The sequence below is a fragment of the Streptomyces sp. NPDC059142 genome (assembly GCF_042755665.1).
GTDB lineage: Bacteria > Actinomycetota > Actinomycetes > Streptomycetales > Streptomycetaceae > Streptomyces.
Genome location: NZ_JBHZDA010000044.1, coordinates 7,981 through 23,434, shown reverse-complemented (window position 1 = coordinate 23,434; position 15,454 = coordinate 7,981). Strand labels below are relative to the sequence as shown.

General features: G+C 71.2%; 17 protein-coding genes. 14 read left to right on the top strand and 3 right to left on the bottom strand.

Annotated elements, in window-relative coordinates; genetic code table 11:
* Positions 1 to 66 precede the first annotated feature (66 nt).
* The 7 genes from ACFXPK_RS17855 to ACFXPK_RS17825 all read left to right on the top strand — a co-directional run bounded on the left by ACFXPK_RS17855 (position 67) and on the right by ACFXPK_RS17825 (position 5,946).
* Positions 67 to 426: a histidine triad nucleotide-binding protein gene (locus ACFXPK_RS17855; protein WP_384990552.1), complete on the top strand. Its 360-nt coding sequence runs from the start codon at positions 67 to 69 to the stop codon at positions 424 to 426.
* A 5-nt stretch (positions 427 to 431) separates the two neighbouring features.
* Positions 432 to 1,334: a ribonuclease Z gene (locus ACFXPK_RS17850; protein WP_385076333.1), complete on the top strand. Its 903-nt coding sequence runs from the start codon at positions 432 to 434 to the stop codon at positions 1,332 to 1,334.
* A gap of 125 nt (positions 1,335 to 1,459) precedes the next feature.
* Positions 1,460 to 2,587: a carbohydrate kinase family protein gene (locus ACFXPK_RS17845; protein ID WP_384990613.1), complete on the top strand. Its 1,128-nt coding sequence runs from the start codon at positions 1,460 to 1,462 to the stop codon at positions 2,585 to 2,587.
* 153 nt (positions 2,588 to 2,740) lie between these two features.
* Positions 2,741 to 3,778: a PhoH family protein gene (locus tag ACFXPK_RS17840; protein WP_384990548.1), complete on the top strand. Its 1,038-nt coding sequence runs from the start codon at positions 2,741 to 2,743 to the stop codon at positions 3,776 to 3,778.
* A 13-nt stretch (positions 3,779 to 3,791) separates the two neighbouring features.
* Positions 3,792 to 4,289, top strand: coding sequence for an rRNA maturation RNase YbeY (gene ybeY / locus ACFXPK_RS17835; RefSeq protein ID WP_384990546.1), 498 nt, complete (start codon positions 3,792 to 3,794; stop codon positions 4,287 to 4,289).
* A complete protein-coding gene (locus tag ACFXPK_RS17830) occupies positions 4,286 to 5,575 on the top strand; it encodes a hemolysin family protein (RefSeq protein WP_384990543.1) in 1,290 nt (429 codons plus the stop codon). Before ybeY ends, ACFXPK_RS17830 begins: the two co-directional genes overlap by 4 nt.
* Positions 5,572 to 5,946 carry an MmcQ/YjbR family DNA-binding protein gene (locus tag ACFXPK_RS17825; RefSeq protein WP_384990541.1) on the top strand — a complete coding sequence of 125 codons (375 nt, stop codon included), beginning with the start codon at positions 5,572 to 5,574 and terminating at the stop codon, positions 5,944 to 5,946. Before ACFXPK_RS17830 ends, ACFXPK_RS17825 begins: the two co-directional genes overlap by 4 nt.
* A 24-nt stretch (positions 5,947 to 5,970) precedes the next feature.
* On the opposite strand, the gene ACFXPK_RS17820 is transcribed toward ACFXPK_RS17825, so the two are convergent.
* A complete protein-coding gene (locus ACFXPK_RS17820) occupies positions 5,971 to 6,567 on the bottom strand; it encodes a hypothetical protein (protein WP_384990538.1) in 597 nt (198 codons plus the stop codon).
* Between the two features lie 225 nt (positions 6,568 to 6,792).
* On the opposite strand from ACFXPK_RS17820, the gene ACFXPK_RS17815 reads away from it, so the two are divergent.
* The 3 genes from ACFXPK_RS17815 (at position 6,793) to era (ending at position 9,014) form a co-directional block, all read left to right on the top strand.
* Entirely contained in the window at positions 6,793 to 7,551 is a 759-nt protein-coding gene (locus ACFXPK_RS17815; protein WP_385076327.1) for a GntR family transcriptional regulator, read from the top strand.
* Positions 7,552 to 7,588: 37 nt separating this feature from the next.
* Positions 7,589 to 7,969, top strand: a complete 381-nt coding sequence (locus ACFXPK_RS17810; RefSeq protein WP_385076324.1) for a cytidine deaminase — start codon at positions 7,589 to 7,591, stop codon at positions 7,967 to 7,969.
* A 73-nt stretch (positions 7,970 to 8,042) separates the two neighbouring features.
* A complete protein-coding gene (era, locus tag ACFXPK_RS17805; RefSeq protein WP_384990530.1) occupies positions 8,043 to 9,014 on the top strand; it encodes a GTPase Era in 972 nt (323 codons plus the stop codon).
* 181 nt (positions 9,015 to 9,195) lie between these two features.
* On the opposite strand, the gene ACFXPK_RS17800 is transcribed toward era, so the two are convergent.
* Both ACFXPK_RS17800 and ACFXPK_RS17795 read right to left on the bottom strand, forming a co-directional pair.
* Positions 9,196 to 9,465 (bottom strand): protealysin inhibitor emfourin, encoded by a 270-nt coding sequence (locus tag ACFXPK_RS17800; protein ID WP_384990527.1) that lies wholly within the window; start codon positions 9,463 to 9,465, stop codon positions 9,196 to 9,198.
* A 77-nt stretch (positions 9,466 to 9,542) separates the two neighbouring features.
* On the bottom strand, positions 9,543 to 10,607 hold the full coding sequence (locus ACFXPK_RS17795) for a M4 family metallopeptidase (protein WP_384990525.1): 1,065 nt from the start codon (positions 10,605 to 10,607) through the stop codon (positions 9,543 to 9,545).
* 289 nt (positions 10,608 to 10,896) lie between these two features.
* On the opposite strand from ACFXPK_RS17795, the gene leuA reads away from it, so the two are divergent.
* The 4 genes from leuA to ACFXPK_RS17775 all read left to right on the top strand — a co-directional run bounded on the left by leuA (position 10,897) and on the right by ACFXPK_RS17775 (position 15,358).
* A complete protein-coding gene (gene leuA, locus ACFXPK_RS17790; RefSeq protein WP_384990524.1) occupies positions 10,897 to 12,657 on the top strand; it encodes a 2-isopropylmalate synthase in 1,761 nt (586 codons plus the stop codon).
* 246 nt (positions 12,658 to 12,903) lie between these two features.
* A complete protein-coding gene (locus tag ACFXPK_RS17785) occupies positions 12,904 to 13,599 on the top strand; it encodes a TerB family tellurite resistance protein (protein ID WP_384990521.1) in 696 nt (231 codons plus the stop codon).
* A 120-nt stretch (positions 13,600 to 13,719) separates the two neighbouring features.
* Complete coding sequence (recO, locus tag ACFXPK_RS17780; RefSeq protein WP_329827186.1) at positions 13,720 to 14,469, top strand: DNA repair protein RecO; 750 nt, start codon at positions 13,720 to 13,722, stop codon at positions 14,467 to 14,469.
* A gap of 46 nt (positions 14,470 to 14,515) precedes the next feature.
* Positions 14,516 to 15,358 (top strand): isoprenyl transferase, encoded by an 843-nt coding sequence (locus tag ACFXPK_RS17775; protein WP_384990517.1) that lies wholly within the window; start codon positions 14,516 to 14,518, stop codon positions 15,356 to 15,358.
* Positions 15,359 to 15,454: the final 96 nt, after the last annotated feature.

The following is a 15,454-nucleotide window of genomic DNA, read 5'->3' as shown; positions in this document are numbered from 1 at the left end:
CGCCCGTACGGAACCGATCACCGACCGATCACCGACTGACACCGCTCTGCCGAGGAGGCCGGGACCATGGCCGGAGAACCGCAGGCCGACTGCCTGTTCTGCAAGATCGTCTCGGGGGAGGTGCCCGCGACCATCGTGCGCGAGAGTCCGACCACCGTCGCCTTCCGGGACATCAACCCGCAGGCGCCGACGCACGTCCTGGTCATTCCCCGGGCGCACTACCCGGACGCCGCCACCCTCGCCGCGGCCGAACCGGCCGTCGCCGCGGACGTGCTGACCGAGGCGGCGGCCGTCGCCGCCGACGACAGGACGGACACCACCGGGTACCGCGTCGTGTTCAACACGGGCTCCGGCGCCGGCCAGACCGTCTTCCACGCGCACGCCCACGTCCTGGGCGGACGCGGCCTCAACTGGCCTCCCGGGTAGGCGCCTTGTCCGTCCGAGAACTGGTCGTGCTGGGCACCGCCAGCCAGGTGCCCACCCGCCATCGCAACCACAACGGCTATCTGCTGCGCTGGGACGGCGAGGGGCTGCTCTTCGACCCCGGCGAGGGCACCCAGCGCCAGATGCTGCGCGCCGGGGTCGCCGCGCACGACATCAACCGGATCTGCGTCACGCACTTCCACGGCGACCACTCGCTCGGCCTCGCCGGGGTCGTCCAGCGCATCAACCTCGACCAGGTGCCGCACGAGATCACCGCGCACTACCCGGCGAGCGGCCGGCGCTTCTTCGAACGGCTGCGGTACGCGACCGCCTACCGCGAGACGGTCGCGCTGACCGAGGCGCCGATCACCGGCGACGGCGTCCTCGCGCGCACCGCCGCGTACACCCTGGACACCCGCAAGCTCTCCCACCCCGTCGAGGCGTACGGCTACCGCCTCACCGAGCCCGACGGGCGCCGGATGGACCCCGTACGGCTCGCCGCGCACGGCATCGCGGGGCCCGACGTGGGACGGCTCCAGCGCGAGGGCGCGCTCCACGGCGTCACGCTGGACCAGGTCAGCGAGGTCCGGCGCGGCCAGCGGTTCGCCTTCGTCATGGACACCCGGCTCTGCGACGGGGCGTTCGCGCTCGCCGAGGGGTGCGACCTGCTGGTCATCGAGTCGACGTTCCTGGACGAGGACGAGCGGCTGGCCACCGACCACGGCCATCTCACCGCGGGGCAGGCGGGCCGGGTGGCGGCGGAGTCCGGTGTACGCCATCTCGTGCTCACGCACTTCTCCCAGCGCTACAGCGACCCCGACGCCTTCGAGCGGCAGGCACGGGCCGCGGGCTTCGAAGGCGAACTGACGGTCGCCGCCGACCTCGTACGGGTACCGCTCCCCAAGCGCTGACCGGGGGCGGGCGCCCGGCGTGTCCGGCCGGGCCCCGCCGATCGGGCAGACTGTCCGGATCCGCACGCGATCGGGAGCCCGCCGTGATCACACCCAACGGAGACCCGCTGGACCACCTCGACCATCTGGACCGCCCGGGGCCCGCGGCCCCGGGACACACCGCGCTGGAACACTCGGCCCACGTCGACCCGCTCGGGGCGCTGCGCGCCCCGGACGACCCGGAGTGCGACGTCTACCTCACGGGCACGGTCTTCCTCGACATCATCTTCACCGGCCTGGACAGCGCCCCCGTACGGGGCACCGAGTCCTGGGCCAGGGGCATGGGGTCCAGCCCCGGCGGCATCGCCAACATGGCCTCCGCGCTGGCCCGGCTCGGGCTGCGCACCTCGCTCTCCGCCGCCTTCGGCGACGACCACTACGGCGAGTACTGCTGGGACGCGCTGGAGCAGGGCGAGGGCATCGACCTCTCCCGCTCCCGCACCGTCCCCGGCTGGCACTCCCCGGTGACCGTCTCCATGGCGTACGAGGGCGAGCGGACGATGGTCTCGCACGGCCACGAGGCCCCGCCGCCGGAGGGCGCGCTGCCCGAGTGCCCGCCCCGCGCGCGGGCCGCCGTCGCCGCGCTCACCCCCGGGCGGCGCGACGAGTGGATCGCCCACTCCGCACGCCACGGGACCCGGATCTTCGCCGACGTCGGCTGGGACGACACCGGCCGCTGGGACCTCGCGGGACTGGCCGACCTGGAGCACTGCGAGGCGTTCCTGCCCAACGCCGAGGAGGCCATGCGGTACACCCGTACGGACTGCCCCAGGGCCGCCGCGCGGGTGCTCGCCGAGCGGGTCCCCGTCGCCGTCGTCACGCTGGGCTCGGAGGGCGCGTACGCGGTCGACGGGGCGACCGGCGAGACCGCGGAGGTCCCGGCGATCGCGGTGGCCGCGCTGGACCCGACGGGCGCGGGCGACGTCTTCGTCGCCGGGTTCGTCACCGGCACGCTGGCCGGCTGGCCGCTCGCGGACCGGCTGGCCTTCGCCGGACTGACCGCCGCGCTCTCCGTCCAGGAGTTCGGCGGCTCGCTCTCCGCGCCCGGCTGGTCGGAGGTCGCTGCCTGGTGGAGCTACGTCCAGGGCTCGCCCGACCAGAACCCGGCGGCGCTGCGGCGCTACGCCTTCCTGGCGGAGCTGCTGCCCGCGCCGACCCGGCCGTGGCCGCTGCGCAGGGCCGTCCCGACGATCGGTTTCGGCCGCTCGGGCTGAGCCCCGCGGAGTGGGGCGCCGGAGGTTCGTGAGGAAGGCGCGGGGAAAAGCCCTAGGGCCTTGTCAGTGCGGGGTCGTACGCTGGTACTCCAGAGGTTGTCGAGCGGCGAGAACCCTGCAACGGGAGGTATGCGCAGGCCACAGGGCCGGCCCATGACTCAGACACCTACAGTCCAGACCCCCGCGTCGGACCGGGGCTCCGCGCCGGACCAGGCACGCGCCCGGTGGACCGTCCCCGCCAAGCACCCGATGGTGACGGTCCTGGGCTCCGGAGACTCCCTGCTGCGCGTGATCGAGAAGGCGTTCCCGGCCGCCGACATCCATGTCCGGGGAAACGACATCAGTGCGAGCGGCAGCGCGGCGGACGTCGCGCTGATCCAGCGCCTGTTCGACGAGATGATGCTGGTGCTCCGCACCGGTCAGCCGATGACGGAGGACGCAGTGGAACGTTCGATCGCCATGCTCAGGGCGAGCGAGAACGGCGGCGCGGACGGTCCCGAGACGCCCGCCGAGGTGCTCACCCAGAACATTCTCTCCAGCCGGGGCCGGACGATCCGGCCCAAGACCCTCAACCAGAAGCGGTACGTCGACGCGATCGACCGGCACACGATCGTCTTCGGCATCGGTCCCGCCGGTACGGGCAAGACGTATCTGGCCATGGCCAAGGCCGTCCAGGCGCTCCAGGCCAAGCAGGTCAACCGGATCATCCTGACCCGGCCGGCCGTCGAGGCGGGGGAGCGGCTCGGCTTCCTGCCCGGCACGCTCTACGAGAAGATCGATCCCTATCTGCGCCCGCTCTACGACGCGCTGCACGACATGCTCGACCCCGACTCGATCCCGCGGCTGATGGCGGCGGGCACGATCGAGGTCGCGCCTCTGGCGTACATGCGCGGACGCACGCTCAACGACGCGTTCATCATCCTGGACGAGGCACAGAACACCAGCCCCGAGCAGATGAAGATGTTCCTGACGCGCCTCGGCTTCGAGTCGAAGATCGTCATCACCGGGGACATCACCCAGGTCGACCTCCCGGGCGGCACGAAGAGCGGTCTGCGCCAGGTCCAGGACATCCTGGAGGGCGTGGACGACGTGCACTTCTCCCGGCTCACGTCCCAGGATGTCGTACGGCACAAGCTCGTCGGCCGTATCGTCGACGCGTACGAGCAGTACGACAGCGACAACGGGAAGTAGACCAGAGCGCACCATGTCGATCGACGTCAACAACGAGTCAGGTACCGAGGTCGACGAGCAGGCGATCCTCGACACCGCCCGCTACGCGCTCGCCAGGATGCGCATCCACCCGCTCTCCGAACTCTCGGTGATCGTGGTGGACGAGGCCGCGATGGAGCAGCTCCACATCCAGTGGATGGATCTGCCGGGGCCGACGGATGTCATGTCCTTCCCGATGGACGAGCTGCGTCCGCCGGTCAAGGACGACGAGGAGCCCCCGCAGGGGCTCCTCGGTGACATCGTGCTCTGCCCGGAGGTCGCCAAGCGGCAGGGCGAGGAAGCACCGACGCAGCACTCCATGGACGAGGAGCTCCAGCTCCTGACCGTCCATGGGGTGCTGCATCTGCTCGGGTACGACCACGAGGTGCCGGAGGAGAAGGCCGAGATGTTCGGCCTCCAGGCCGCCATCGTCGACGGCTGGCGCGCCGAGCGGGGGCTCACGGGCCCGTCGCCCGCGCCCACGGTCTCGTGACCGCGCAACTGATCGTCGGCGCCGTCGCGCTGGTCGTCGTCGCCTGGCTCGCCGCCTCCGCCGAGGCGGGCATCGCCCGCGTCTCCAGCTTCCGGGCGGCCGAGGCCGTACGGTCGGGGCGGCGCGGCGCGGCCAAGCTGGCGCAGGTCGCCGCCGACCCCACGCGCTATCTCAACGTGGCCCTGCTGGTGCGGGTCGCCTGTGAGATGGCGGCCGGTGTACTGGTCACGTACGTCTGCCTGGAGGGCTTCCAGGAGACCTGGGCGGCGCTGGTCGTCGCCATCGGCGTGATGGTCCTCGTCTCGTACGTCGCCGTGGGCGTCTCGCCCCGTACGATCGGCCGCCAGCACCCGCTGAACACGGCCACGGCCTCCGCGTACGTCCTGCTGCCGCTGGCCAGGATCATGGGCCCGGTCCCACAGCTCCTGATCCTCCTGGGCAACGCGCTCACCCCCGGCAAGGGGTTCCGCAAGGGCCCGTTCGCCAGCGAGGCGGAGCTGCGCGCCATGGTCGACCTGGCGGAGGCGGAATCGCTCATCGAGGACGACGAGCGCCGGATGGTGCACTCCGTCTTCGAACTGGGCGACACCCTCGTACGGGAGGTGATGGTCCCGCGCACGGACCTGGTCTGCATCGAGCGGTACAAGACGATCCGTCAGGCGCTCACCCTGGCGCTGCGCTCGGGCTTCTCCCGTATCCCGGTCACCGGGGAGAACGAGGACGACATCGTCGGCATCGTCTACCTCAAGGACCTGGTCAGGAAGACCCACATCAACCGTGACTCCGAGGCCGACCTGGTCTCCACGGCGATGCGCCCGGCCGCGTTCGTGCCCGACACGAAGAACGCCGGGGACCTGCTGCGCGAGATGCAGCAGGAGCGCAGCCATGTCGCCGTCGTGATCGACGAGTACGGCGGCACGGCCGGGATCGTCACGATCGAGGACATCCTGGAGGAGATCGTCGGCGAGATCACCGACGAGTACGACCGCGAGCTGCCCCCGGTCGAAGAGCTGGGCGACGGCTCCTACCGGGTCACGGCCCGGCTCGACATCGGGGACCTCGGGGACCTGTTCGGCCTCGACGAGTACGACGACGAGGACGTGGAGACGGTCGGCGGCCTGCTCGCCAAGGCCCTGGGCCGCGTCCCCATCGCGGGCGCCACCGCCTGCGTCGAACTCCCCGACGGCCGCACCCTGCGCCTGACGGCCGAATCCCCGGCCGGCCGTCGCAACAAGATCGTCACGGTCCTCGCCGAACCGGTCAAGGAGGAGGCCGCGACCCCATGACGCCCCGCGCGCTGACGGCCGGGGCGCTCCGTTCGTTCTGCCTCGCCCTGAACGGCGCGTTCGAGGACACCCCGTTCCCCCGCAGCCCGGGTCTGACGGTCTTCAAGGTGGGCGGCAGGATCTTCGCCTTCTGCGCCCTGGAGGAGACCCCGCTGAAGGTCTCCCTCAAGTGCGACCCGGAAGAGGCCCTGCGCCTGCGGGAGACCCACCCGGCGATCGTCCCGGGCTGGCACCTCAACAAGCGCCACTGGAACACGGTGACGGTGCCGGACCTGCCGGCGCGGACGGTACGCGAGCTGATCGAGGACTCCTACGACCTGGTCGTGGCCGGCCTCCCCAGAACGGCCCGCCTCCGCCTGGACCGCCCGTGACGGTGCGGGGGGTCCTGCGGGCGTTCAGGACTCCTCGGCCCGCAGGGCTTCCAGGTCGACGACCGTGAACTCACGCAGCCGCATCACGAGCTGTCCGGCCCGGACCCAGTGGATACGGGGATCGTCGAAAGCCACCCCGGCGGCGTCCACCAGGACCGGGAACGGATACCCGGGCCGGTAGAGCGAGCCTCGTACGCCCATCGGACCGAAGCTGCGGACGCGCAGCGTCACGTATCGCTCTCGCAGGTGGGGGCAGGCGCGCACGGATTTCACCGCGCACGGTACGCACAGCGGCGGATGCGTCGTGACGAGGTCCTCGGGCCAGGAGTCCGGATCCGCCGGGTCTTCGCCCAGCATCCACAACACGCCGTTCTCGTCGCGGTCGGCGGGGCCGCCACAGACCTGGCACAGCGTCTGGACCATGGCCCGCCGCTGCCGCAGAGCATGGACCCTGCCGAACTCGGGCCGCCCTCTGCCGGGGAGCGAGGGAACGCGGGTCCACAGCACGCCGTCGGAGTCGCGGTCGTACGGCCGCTCATCCGCGTACCCGATGCCGGGACCCTTCGCGACGACGCGCAGGGCGGGTGCCCGTTCCGCGCTCCATGAGGCGATGTACGGCACCGGTACCGAACGGCCCGGCCCGCTCTGTGCGGATGCTCCTTGACGCCCCATCACCAATCTCACGCTCCCGACCCGGTGACATCTCTAGACATCTTGAGTGAAGCCAACATCTCTAGAGATGTCAACTCTGGTCGCTTCGGGGGATCACGGTGTCCCCGAGGGCGGGCCGGAAGGTACTGGTACACCTGTGCCCTAGGGTGTCCGGAGAAGAGGGAGGCCCCACGTATGTCGACAACTGGCGGCGGCCGTCAGCCGAAGTACCGGCGTATCGCTGACACCCTTCGAGAGGCGATCCGGACTGGTGAGTACGGTCCGGGAACCCGGCTGCCCGGTGAGAACGACCTGATGGCCGCACACGGCGTGGCCCGTATGACCGCGCGCCAGGCACTGGGTGTGCTGCAGAGCGAGGGGATCGCGGAGTCACGCAAAGGCGCCGGGGTGTTCGTCCGGTCGTTCCGGCCGCTGCGGCGGCGGGGCGTTCAACGGCTCTCCGGTGAGGTGTGGGGCGGCGGCCGGTCCGTCTGGTCTGCGGATGTCGAGGACCGCGAACTCGCCGTGGACCGGATCGAGGTGACCGAGGAGTCCGCGTCGGAACCGATCGCGCACGTCCTGGGTATCGCCCCGGGTGACGCCGTCTGCGTAAGGAACCGGCGCTTCGTGCTGGACGGCAAGCCGGTCCTGCTGGCCACCAGCTCGCTTCCGGCCGCCATGGTCGCGGGCTCGGCGGTCACCAGGGAGGACACCGGTCCCGGCGGGATCTACGCCCGCCTCGAAGAACTCGGGCTGAAGCCGGTGCACTTCAGGGAAGAGGTCCGCTCCCGCATGCCGTCCCAGGACGAGACGAACCTGCTGGCTCTCTCGGCGGGCACGCCCGTCATGCTCGTCTGCCGAACGGCGTTCGCTGCCGGAGGGCGGCCCGTCGAGGTCAACGAGATGGTTCTCGACTCCGCTTCGTACGTGCTCGAATACGACTTCGACGCCTAGACACAGGCCCCTGGCCGGGTTGCCTATGCTCGGGGTCATGACACGAGCCACCAACAGCGCCGACGGCGCCGACGCCTCCGCTCTCGACCCCGAGGACCGCAAGATCATCACGCTGGCCCGTTCCGCGCGGGCCAGGAACGGGGTGCCCGAGGGGGCGGCCGTGCGGGACGAGACCGGGCGGACGTATGTCGCCGGGAGCGTGGAGCTGGACTCCCTCAAGCTGAGCGCGCTGCGCACCGCCGTCGCGATGGCCGTGGCCAGCGGGGCCACCTCGCTGGAGGCCGCGGCCGTCGTCACCGACGCCGCGACCGCGTCCGACGAGGACCGCGCGGCCGTACGGGATCTCGGCAGCCCCGCGACCCCGGTGCTGGTGGCGGGCGCGGACGGTGTGCTGCGGGTGACGGTCACCGCCGGGTGACGAGCGCCCCCGGCGCGGTGGGCGGGGGTGTTTACGGGTCGGCTGGTCGGCGGACGGTGAAGGATCGGGGAGAATGGGCGCCATGAGCGCTCGTACCTCCTCTCCCGAGACTTCTCCCGAGTCGGCCGAAGCCCCCCACCGGGCCGGCTTCGCCTGCTTCGTCGGTCGCCCCAACGCGGGCAAGTCCACCCTCACGAACGCTCTGGTCGGCCAGAAGGTGGCCATCACCTCGAACCGGCCGCAGACCACCCGGCACACCGTGCGCGGCATCGTGCACCGCCCCGAGGCGCAGCTCATCCTGGTGGACACCCCGGGGCTCCACAAGCCGCGCACCCTGCTCGGCGAGCGGCTGAACGATGTCGTACGGACGACGTGGGCCGAGGTCGACGTGATCGGCTTCTGCCTGCCCGCCAACGAGAAGCTGGGCCCCGGCGACCGGTTCATCGCCAAGGAACTGGCCGGGATCAAGAAGACGCCGAAGGTCGCCGTCGTCACCAAGACCGACCTCGTCGACTCCAAGACGCTCGCCGAGCAGCTCATCGCGATCGACCAGCTCGGCAGGGAACTCGGCCTGGAGTGGGCGGAGATCGTCCCGGTCTCGGCCGTCGGCGACCAGCAGGTCGGCCTGCTGGCCGACCTCCTCGTCCCGCTGCTCCCGGAGAGCCCGCCGCTCTACCCGGAGGGCGACCTCACCGACGAGCCCGAGCAGGTCATGGTGGCCGAGCTGATCCGTGAGGCCGCGCTGGAGGGCGTACGGGACGAGCTGCCGCACTCGATCGCGGTCGTCGTCGAGGAGATGCTGCCGCGCGAGGACCGCCCGGCGGACAAGCCGCTGCTCGACATCCACGCGAACGTGTACATCGAGCGCCCGAGCCAGAAGGGGATCATCATCGGCCCCAAGGGCAAGCGGCTCAAGGAGGTCGGGACGAAGTCCCGCAAGCACATCGAGGCGCTGCTCGGCACCCCGGTCTTCCTGGACCTGCACGTCAAGGTCGCCAAGGACTGGCAGCGGGACCCCAAGCAGCTTCGGAAGCTCGGGTTCTGACCGCTCCTGGGACGACGGCCGGAGGCCGGCGCAGCGGCGCGAAGCCGGTGAGGCCCCTGGGCCGAGCCGCGCGAGCGGCGCGTTGAGGAGAGGCCCCGAGCAGCTTCGGAAGCTCGGGTTCCGACCGAATTCCGCTTCGGCTACGACCCCGGCTCCCGTTCCCCACTCGGGCCGCCCGGGTTCAGGCGCCTTCCTTCAGGACGGTGGAGATCAGTTCCCGCTGCGCGTCCGTCAGATGGGGGTCCGCGCAGTGGACCGTGCGGCCGTCGACCGTGATCGTGTAGGCGAAGCCGTCCGGGACCCCGGCGCGCGGGGCGGGGCTGCCGGTGGCCGTGAGGGCGCGGTGGGCGAGGGCCTGCCAGTGGGCCGGGTCGGGGAGCCGGGCCGTGTCGATCTCGGCCGTCCGCTCGATGCCGGCGAAGCCGCCCGTACGCCGTACTTGGATACGCATGGGTCCTGTCTAGTACGTGACGGGCGGCGGCGGTAGCCGCCGCCCGTGCCGGTGGCGCGGTGGCCGGGCCGAGGAGGTCAGGTCGTGGGGACCCCGACCTGGGACCACGCCTTGACCACGGCCTCGTGCTCCGCCGTGTCCCCGTAGCGCGCCCGCGCCGCCGCGACCGTCAGCTTGGCGAAGTCGGCGAAGTCCGCCTCGATGTCCAGCTCGCCGCCGGTCAGCACGTCGAACCAGATCTGGCCCGCGCGCTCCCACGCCTTGCCGCCGAGCTCCGTGGCCAGCAGGTAGAACGCGTGGTTCGGGATGCCGGAGTTGATGTGCACCCCGCCGTTGTCGCGGCTCGTCCGTACGTAGTCGTCCATCGTGGCCGGCTGCGGGTCCTTGCCGAGGACGTCGTCGTCGTACGCCGTGCCCGGGGCTTTCATGGAGCGCAGCGCCACACCCTGGACGCGCGGCGCGAGCAGGCCCTCGCCGATGAGCCAGTCCGCCCGGTCCGCGGTCTGGTCCAGCGTGTACTGCTTGACCAGCGTGCCGAAGACGTCCGAGACGGACTCGTTGAGCGCGCCGGACTGGCCGTAGTAGGCGAGGTTGGCCGTGTACTGGGTGAGGCCGTGCGTCAGCTCGTGGCCGATCACGTCCACGGGGAGCGTGAAGTCGAGGAAGATCTCCCCGTCGCCGTCCCCGAAGACCATCTGCTCGCCGTCCCAGAAGGCGTTCCCGTACTCCCGGTCGTAGTGCACGCTGGCGTTCAGCGGCAGCCCCGCCCCGTCCAGCGAGTCGCGGCCGTACGCCGAGAGCAGCAGCTCGAACGTCGAGCCGAGACCGGCGTACGCGCGGTTGACGGTGGCGTCCCGGCCCGGTTCCGAGCCCTCCTCGCGGACCTTCGTGCCGGGCAGCGCCGTACCGTTGCGGCAGTCGTAGATGGTGCGGTGCGGGGTGCCCGTCGCGGCGTCCTCCGCCGCGGCGGCGACCCTCAGCGGGCCCGCGGCGATGGTCAGCCGGCGGCGGGTGCGCTGCGCGGAGTCCGCCTCCAGGGTGCGGCGGGCGGGCCCGGAGACCACGGGGTCGTCGGCCTGCGCGAGCTTGTCGAGTACGTGCGGCGGGACGATGGTGCAGAAGACCGGTGCGATGGCGTTCATGTCTGCAATGTGGCAGGCCGTCGCCGGTCTGTCACTCATTGCGACAGTCTTTGCTGAAATGGAGTGATCCGGGCCGGTACGGCCGTGACGCGTTCCGTATGCTGATACGGACCCGCACGTGCACCACGTCTCGGTTACGCTGCTACGCATCATGCGTTTCGGGCTGCTTCTCCTTAGCTGCCGCGGCGAGGGCCTGTAGTCGTAGGCCGACCCCCTCCCCGCGGAGTCTGGCGTTGCGGTGATCACGCCCCGTCGGCCGTCCCAGTGGACACACGAGGAGCCCTACGCAATGTCTGCATCGTCCGTCGGTCGCCCCACGCCCATCACCAACGCGACCCACACCCAGCGCCCGTCCGGGATGCCCGTCCACAAGTACGGCCGCTACGAGGCCGTGGACATCCCCGACCGCACCTGGCCGGACAACCGGATCACCGTCGCCCCCCGCTGGCTCTCCACCGATCTGCGCGACGGCAACCAGGCCCTGATCGACCCCATGTCGCCGGCGCGCAAGCGCGAGATGTTCGACCTGCTGGTCCGCATGGGCTACAAGGAGATCGAGGTCGGCTTCCCCGCCTCCGGTGAGACCGACTTCGCCTTCGTACGGTCGATCATCGAAGAGGGCGCGATCCCCGAGGACGTGACGATCTCCGTCCTGACCCAGGCGCGCGAGGAGCTGATCGAGCGCACCGTCGAGGCGCTGCGCGGCGCCCACCGCGCCACCGTCCACCTCTACAACGCCACCGCCCCCACCTTCCGCCGGGTCGTCTTCCGCGGCACGAAGGAGCAGGTCAAGCAGATCGCCGTGGACGGCACCCGGCTGGTGACCGAGTACGCGGAGAAGATCCTCGGCCCGGAGACCACCTTCGGCTACCAGTACAGCCCGGAGATCTTCACCGACACCGAGCTGGACTTCGCCCTGGAGGTCTGCGAGGCCGTCATGGACGTCTGGCAGCCCGAGGCCGGCCGCGAGATCATCCTCAACCTGCCCGCCACCGTGGAGCGCTCGACGCCCTCCACGCACGCGGACCGCTTCGAGTGGATGTCCCGCAACCTCTCCCGCCGTGAGCACGTCTGCCTGTCCGTGCACCCGCACAACGACCGCGGTACCGCCGTCGCCGCCGCCGAGCTGGCGCTGATGGCCGGCGCGGACCGCATCGAGGGCTGCCTGTTCGGCCAGGGCGAGCGGACCGGCAACGTCGACCTGGTGACGCTGGGTATGAACCTGTTCTCGCAGGGCGTCGACCCGCAGATCGACTTCTCGCGGATCGACGAGGTCCGCCGTACCAGCGAGTACTGCAACCAGATGGAGATCCACGCCCGTCACCCCTACGTGGGCGACCTGGTCTACACCTCCTTCTCCGGCTCCCACCAGGACGCCATCAAGAAGGGCTTCGACGCCCGTGAGGCCGACGCCGCCGCGCGCGGCCTGTCGGTCGAGGACGTCGAGTGGGCCGTGCCGTACCTGCCGATCGACCCGAAGGACGTGGGCCGCTCCTACGAGGCGGTCATCCGCGTCAACTCGCAGTCCGGCAAGGGCGGTATCGCGTACGTCCTGAAGAACGACCACAAGCTGGACCTGCCGCGCCGGATGCAGATCGAGTTCTCCCGCATCATTCAGGCCAAGACCGACGCCGAGGGCGGCGAGGTCACCCCCGCCCAGATCTGGTCCGTCTTCCGCGACGAGTACCTGCCCAACGCCGAGAACGCCTGGGGCCGGGTCCAGCTCCGCTCGGGCCAGTCCACGACCGACACCGACGGCAAGGACACCCTGACCGTCCAGGCCGTCGTGGACGGTACGGAGACGGTGCTGACCGGCACCGGCAACGGTCCGATCTCCGCCTTCTTCGAGGCGCTGGGGACGGTCGGGGTGGACGCCCGGCTGCTGGACTACCAGGAGCACACCATGAGCGAGGGCGCGAGCGCGCAGGCCGCCTCGTACATCGAGTGCGCCATCGACGGAAAGGTGCTGTGGGGCATCGGCATCGACGCCAACACCACCCGCGCCTCCCTCAAGGCGGTCGTCTCCGCCGTCAATCGCGCGGCGCGCTGATCCGCCGGGTCGCCGCCCGGCGCCCCGCGCTGACCTGAGCTTTTCCGGACCCCGCCCTGGTATGCAAGGGGCGGGGTTCGGCCATGTCGTGGCGATCTCACGCCACGGTGCTGACGGCACCTCCAAGATGTGGCTAACATCACGTCAACGCGGCGGCTCGGCAACCCCATTCCCCGAACAGGGGGCGGAGACGCGGCGCAGTGCAGCGCAACGAAGCGTTGCCGGGGCGTGACGGAGGTGCGCGACGTGCTGCCAGCTCAAGGACCACGCGGCCGAAAACCGCGCCTCTGCGGCATTCGTACGTCGTGGACCACGGTCGGCGACGGCGAGTTCTTCTGCCCCGACTGCGGTGGTGACCGCAACTACCGCCGCCGTACCGGCCGTCGCCGCTTCACCGTGCTCGGCATCCCGCTGCTCTCCCGGGGCGTCGCGGGCCCCGTCGTCGAGTGCGCCGCCTGCCACGCCCACTTCGGCACGGACGCGCTGGACCACCCCACCACGCTCCGCTTCTCCGCGATGCTCCGCGACGCCGTCCACACGGTCGCGCTCGCGGTCCTCGCGGCCGGCGGCACCGCGTCCCGTACGGTCCGCGAGACCGCCGTCCTCACGGTGCGCGCGGCCGGGTTCGAGGACTGCACGGAGGACCGGCTGACGGACCTGGTCGAGGCGCTGGCCGCCGACACCGGCCGCTTCGTCGTCGACGCGGGCCCCTTCGGCGCCGCGCTCGCCATCGAACTCCACGAGGCGCTGGAACCGCTCGCGCCGCACCTCGCCCCGGCGGGCCGGGAGTCGATCCTGCTCCAGGGCGCCAGGATCGCCCTGGCGGACGGGGTTTACAGCCCGGCGGAGCGCGAGGTGCTGAGCATCGTGGGCGGCGCGCTCCAGCTCCGCGCGGACGACACGGCGCGGCTGCTGCTGGCGGCGTCGGGCACGCCCTCCTGAGGGCCCTGCGCGCCGCGTACCCGCCTCTCCGCGCCCCGGCGCCCGCCCTCCGTACGGATGGGCTCCACCACCTCCGTACGGACGGGAGGGCGGCGCCCGCGCATGCGGGAGAATGGCGTCATGAGTCTGTTCCGGGACGACGGCGTCGTGCTGCGCACCCAGAAGCTCGGTGAGGCCGACCGCATCATCACGCTTCTGACCCGCGGCCACGGCCGGGTCCGCGCCGTCGCCCGGGGGGTGCGCAGGACCAAGTCGAAGTTCGGGGCCAGGCTGGAGCCTTTCTCCCATGTCGACGTGCAGTTCTTCGCGCGCGGCAGCGAGCTGATCGGCCGCGGCCTGCCGCTGTGCACCCAGAGCGAGACCATCGCTCCGTACGGTGGCGGGATCGTCTCCGACTACGCCCGCTACACCGCGGGCACCGCGATGCTGGAGACCGCGGAGCGGTTCACCGACCACGAGGGCGAGCCGGCCGTCCAGCAGTACCTGCTGCTCGTCGGCGGGCTGCGGACCCTCGCCAGGGGGGAGCACGCGCCCCATCTCATCCTGGACGCCTTCCTGCTGCGCTCCCTCGCCGTCAACGGGTACGCGCCGAGCTTCGACGACTGCGCGAGGTGCGGGCTGCACGGCCCCAACCGGTTCTTCTCGGTGGCCGCGGGCGGGGTCATCTGCGGCGACTGCCGGGTGCCCGGCAGCGTCGTACCCTCTGCTGAGGCCGTCGGACTGCTCAGCGCGCTGCTGACCGGGGACTGGGCGACGGCCGACGCGTGCGAGGCGCGCCATGTCAGGGAGGGCAGCGGGCTGGTGTCCGCCTATCTGCACTGGCATCTGGAGCGGGGCCTGCGCTCCCTCAGATACGTGGAGAAGAACTAGCTCGGACAGCGAAGAGCTGAGCGAGGAACGAGGAGACGAGAAGCGCATGGCACGACGCGGAATCATGGGACGCTCCCGCCGCGAGTACAAGACGCCGGAGCCGCATCCGTCGGGGGCCACGCCGCCGAAGATCCCCGGCGAGCTGGTGCCGAAGCACGTGGCCTGCGTCATGGACGGGAACGGCCGCTGGGCCAAGGACCGCGGACTGCCGCGCACCGAGGGCCACAAGGTCGGCGAGGGCGTCGTCCTCGATGTGCTCAAGGGCTGCCTGGAGATGGGCGTGAAGAACCTCTCCCTGTACGCCTTCTCCACCGAGAACTGGAAGCGCACGCCCGACGAGGTGCGCTTCCTGATGAACTTCAACCGCGATGTCATCCGGCGCCGCCGCGACGAGATGGACGAGCTGGGGATCCGGATCCGCTGGGTCGGCCGGATGCCCAAGATGTGGAAGTCGGTCGTCCAGGAGCTCCAGGTGGCCCAGGAGCAGACCAAGGACAACGACGCCATGACGCTCTACTTCTGCGTCAACTACGGCGGCCGTGCGGAGATCGCCGACGCGGCGCAGGCGCTCGCGGCCGATGTCGCGTCCGGCAAGCTCGACCCGGCCAAGGTCAACGAGAAGACGTTCGCGAAGTACCTCTACTACCCGGACATGCCGGACGTGGATCTCTTCCTGCGGCCGAGCGGTGAGCAGCGTACGTCCAACTACCTGATCTGGCAGAGCAGTTACGCGGAGATGGTCTTCCAGGACGTGCTGTGGCCGGACTTCGACCGGCGGGACCTGTGGCGGGCCTGCCTGGAGTACGCCTCCCGGGACCGCCGCTTCGGCGGGGCGCTGCCCAACCAGTCGGGCGACGTGGACATTCCGGAGCAGGCCGAGCAGGTCTGACCGCCCTTGTCCCGACGCGTGTGGGGGGCCCGGAGATCTCCGGGCCCCCCCCCCCCCGGGCGGGGGGTGGGGGGGCCTTGATGGCGGGCGCCCCCG

Coding starts and splice junctions, on each gene's coding strand:
- ACFXPK_RS17855 (WP_384990552.1), top strand. CDS start 67: ATGGCCGGAGAACCGCAGGCCGACTGCCTGTTCTGCAAGATCGTCTCG.
- ACFXPK_RS17840 (WP_384990548.1), top strand. CDS start 2,741: ATGACTCAGACACCTACAGTCCAGACCCCCGCGTCGGACCGGGGCTCC.
- ybeY (WP_384990546.1), top strand. CDS start 3,792: ATGTCGATCGACGTCAACAACGAGTCAGGTACCGAGGTCGACGAGCAG.
- ACFXPK_RS17825 (WP_384990541.1), top strand. CDS start 5,572: ATGACGCCCCGCGCGCTGACGGCCGGGGCGCTCCGTTCGTTCTGCCTC.
- ACFXPK_RS17815 (WP_385076327.1), top strand. CDS start 6,793: ATGTCGACAACTGGCGGCGGCCGTCAGCCGAAGTACCGGCGTATCGCT.
- ACFXPK_RS17810 (WP_385076324.1), top strand. CDS start 7,589: ATGACACGAGCCACCAACAGCGCCGACGGCGCCGACGCCTCCGCTCTC.
- era (WP_384990530.1), top strand. CDS start 8,043: ATGGGCGCCATGAGCGCTCGTACCTCCTCTCCCGAGACTTCTCCCGAG.
- ACFXPK_RS17800 (WP_384990527.1), bottom strand. CDS start 9,465: ATGCGTATCCAAGTACGGCGTACGGGCGGCTTCGCCGGCATCGAGCGG.
- ACFXPK_RS17795 (WP_384990525.1), bottom strand. CDS start 10,607: ATGAACGCCATCGCACCGGTCTTCTGCACCATCGTCCCGCCGCACGTA.
- leuA (WP_384990524.1), top strand. CDS start 10,897: ATGTCTGCATCGTCCGTCGGTCGCCCCACGCCCATCACCAACGCGACC.
- recO (WP_329827186.1), top strand. CDS start 13,720: ATGAGTCTGTTCCGGGACGACGGCGTCGTGCTGCGCACCCAGAAGCTC.
- ACFXPK_RS17775 (WP_384990517.1), top strand. CDS start 14,516: ATGGCACGACGCGGAATCATGGGACGCTCCCGCCGCGAGTACAAGACG.